Below are 382 nucleotides of genomic sequence, written 5' to 3' on the forward strand. Positions count from 1 at the left end.
GCTGAAGGAGCAGGTGGCTTATTTTAAGAGCGAGGACAAACTGCTGGAGGCCCAGAGAATCTCGGAGCGGACGAATTTTGATGTGGAAATGATGCGGGAGACAGGGTTCTGCTCCGGAATTGAGAACTATTCCAGACATTTGACCGGGTCCCTGCCTGGAGAGCCGCCATGTACGCTGATTGATTACTTCCCCGATGATTTTCTGATCATTGTGGACGAGTCCCATATAACGCTGCCTCAGGTTCGCGGAATGTTTGCGGGAGACCGGTCCAGGAAGACGACTCTGGTAAACTATGGATTCCGGCTTCCCTCCGCTCTGGACAATAGGCCGCTGAATTTTGAAGTATTTGAGTCGAAGATCGACCAGATGATGTTTGTGTCG

Annotated in this window: 1 protein-coding gene; it reads left to right on the forward strand. The window is 51.3% G+C overall.

What is annotated here, in order from left to right; all coding sequences use genetic code 11:
* Positions 1–382, forward strand: a 382-nt coding sequence (locus NE664_15720; GenBank protein MCQ4728082.1) for an excinuclease ABC subunit B, incomplete at both ends; no start/stop codon positions are given.

The organism is Anaerotignum faecicola, from assembly GCA_024460105.1.
Classification (GTDB): domain Bacteria; phylum Bacillota; class Clostridia; order Lachnospirales; family Anaerotignaceae; genus JANFXS01.